This is a genomic window from Tunicatimonas sp., assembly GCF_049647865.1.
Classification (GTDB): domain Bacteria; phylum Bacteroidota; class Bacteroidia; order Cytophagales; family Cyclobacteriaceae; genus Tunicatimonas.
On record NZ_JBARYM010000416.1, the window covers coordinates 1 to 2,180 of the forward strand.

General features: G+C 39.8%; 4 protein-coding genes. All 4 read right to left on the minus strand.

Annotated features, from left to right (window positions below; genetic code table 11):
- Nucleotides 1-386: 386 nt before the first annotated feature.
- Nucleotides 387-839, minus strand: coding sequence for a hypothetical protein (locus WBA23_RS12460; RefSeq protein WP_424582606.1), 453 nt, complete (start codon nt 837-839; stop codon nt 387-389).
- Entirely contained in the window at nt 836-1,306 is a 471-nt protein-coding gene (locus WBA23_RS12465) for a helix-turn-helix transcriptional regulator (RefSeq protein ID WP_424582607.1), read from the minus strand. The genes WBA23_RS12460 and WBA23_RS12465 overlap by 4 nt, the downstream gene beginning before the upstream one ends.
- A complete protein-coding gene (locus WBA23_RS12470; RefSeq protein ID WP_424582608.1) occupies nt 1,303-1,872 on the minus strand; it encodes a hypothetical protein in 570 nt (189 codons plus the stop codon). The genes WBA23_RS12465 and WBA23_RS12470 overlap by 4 nt, the downstream gene beginning before the upstream one ends.
- 87 nt (nt 1,873-1,959) lie before the next feature.
- Nucleotides 1,960-2,180: galactose-1-phosphate uridylyltransferase (gene galT / locus WBA23_RS12475; RefSeq protein WP_424582609.1), on the minus strand; the 221-nt coding region annotated here is incomplete at its 5' end.

The window sequence follows — 2,180 nt, forward strand, 5'->3', positions numbered from 1 at the left end:
CGTTACTTTTCGGTTTAGCCAAACCGGGGCAATCTGGGCTAAGCCAACAGTGAGTTGTTCTTGCATGGGTAATTCAATTCGGTCAGTATAAGATTAAATTCGCAAATCAAAGCTCAATACTATTCCAAACTCAAAGAAAATGTTTGCTGTATATTCAATCACATAACTGTCACAATATAAGGTTCTGATAAACAGCATTTTAAGTGTCTAAAATTAAATAAACATTAGGTTCGATCACATAACCGTCACATAAGATTTATGCCCAAAATGGAATATATTTAGCATAAGTTCTTGACTTGTTGGACGGACTACAGCCTTTGATAAGATTAGTTTATCTGGTGTCGGCAATAATATGGGTTTCTCGAAGGGCCGTCTAGCACAAATAGTCACTTTTTAGTGTCTAGATCAAAAGTTATAGGCTCGCTGACAATATCAGTGATATTAAGAGTAGGCAGTATGATTTGATTGAATTTTGTGTTTTCTGTTTTAGCATGCAGTACACCACGGGTGGTCCCTGTAGTAAGAACAGCTAAATGTTGAAGAAACTTACCCGGAAATGTTATTGTGTGTCTTTTATGATCAACATAACTGTCCCAAGCTTCTGAATCGACTTCAAATTCGCATCGGACCTTTATGATGATGAAAGGACATTCATTGAAATGAAATTCGACGATAGCATCACATACTAACCATTTTGCTTCTTCTAGTACCCCAAAACCAAAGTTAAACTTTAAATCCGCTGGACTTCCTTCCTGATAGGCACTATCAATTGTAGCAAACTCCAAAGTTCTAATATTGCTAAGGAGAAAACCTATTTTGCTAGCTTTTTCTTCTTTCATAAGTAAGCATATTGCTCGTCAGGAACATAACTAAGTTCTTTGCTTATTGGAATCACCTTGGTTTCTGTTGAAGCCGTCTGAGTAGGTTCATTCGACTTCTTAGCATTTTCAACCTTTTCCACCATAATATACTCCTCTGATTTAACAGCTTTCTTCTTGAGACTCATAACGTCCATTAACTGAATACCTAAAGCCGCTTCTAATTTTCCCACTGTCTCGAAGGTAAAATTCTCTTTACCCTTTACCCATTTATTGACTAACTGAGGAGATACGCCTAACTGTCCGGCCAGTTCTTTTTGACTCATTTTCTTCGCGCGCAGAGTTCGCAGTACGGCTAAAGCCACTGCTTGCGATCGTTTTTTCCAGGGCTTTTCCTCAGCACGTCGCTTTACATCCTCATGCCACTGGCTAGGAGTTTCTGAAACAATTCCATTAAGTTTGTTAAGTGCGTCTTTTCGTGTGATCATGATGTTTGGATATCAATGTAACCGTAATCTCCGCTACCTTCTAATCCTATTTCTTTTAGGTAGGATGCAGTAGCTTTAAGTTTTTCAAGTTCCTCTGTGGTGTGCGGTCGGTCTTGCATAGCTTGAGTAAGCTTGATAGCACCGCCAGAAACAACATATAAATTAGTGGTGATCTGAATAGCATATACTCGTAACCATGATTTAGAGGCCAAGCCATATGCTTTACTTTCTACATGCGATGTTGATGTATCGTTTGCACGTAAGGGACGAAATACCAGATCGTAGAGGGTAGAATAGTCATCTTCTTGTCCTTTCTCAGCCACTTCCTGAATGTGGGTTTCCAATTCGTTAGCTTCTTCAGTAGTAGTAAATACTGCTTCATCAATACTAATATTTCCGAAAAAACCGCTTTGCAAATCATCCTTGTTGCTTTCAAAAAAGTTTTCGAGGTACTCGATATCTTGCCACTGCTCAAATAGTCTAGCAAACTCATCTCTTTCGTTTCCCTCAAATTGTACAGACAATAAGCTTTCATTGACAATAGCAAAGATACCATTTATAACCATAAAATCAACTTATAAGTTTATTTTCGTACGCTATCTTCTTACATAAGGGTTAACATTTAGTGTTAGGAAGTCGCTTATTTTCACGCCTCAGCTCCTTTTACTCTTATAATGCACATCCGGCAGGTTGCGTAATTGTTCGGCGGCCATTTCGGGGGTGATGTCGCGCTGGGGGTCACCGAGCATTTCGTAGCCGACTCTGAACTTTTTTACGGTAGCCGAACGTAGCAGCGGAGGATAGAAATGGTGGTGGTAGTGCCACTCCAAATGGTCCATACCGTCGGTGGGAGCCTGATGGATACCAGCCGAGT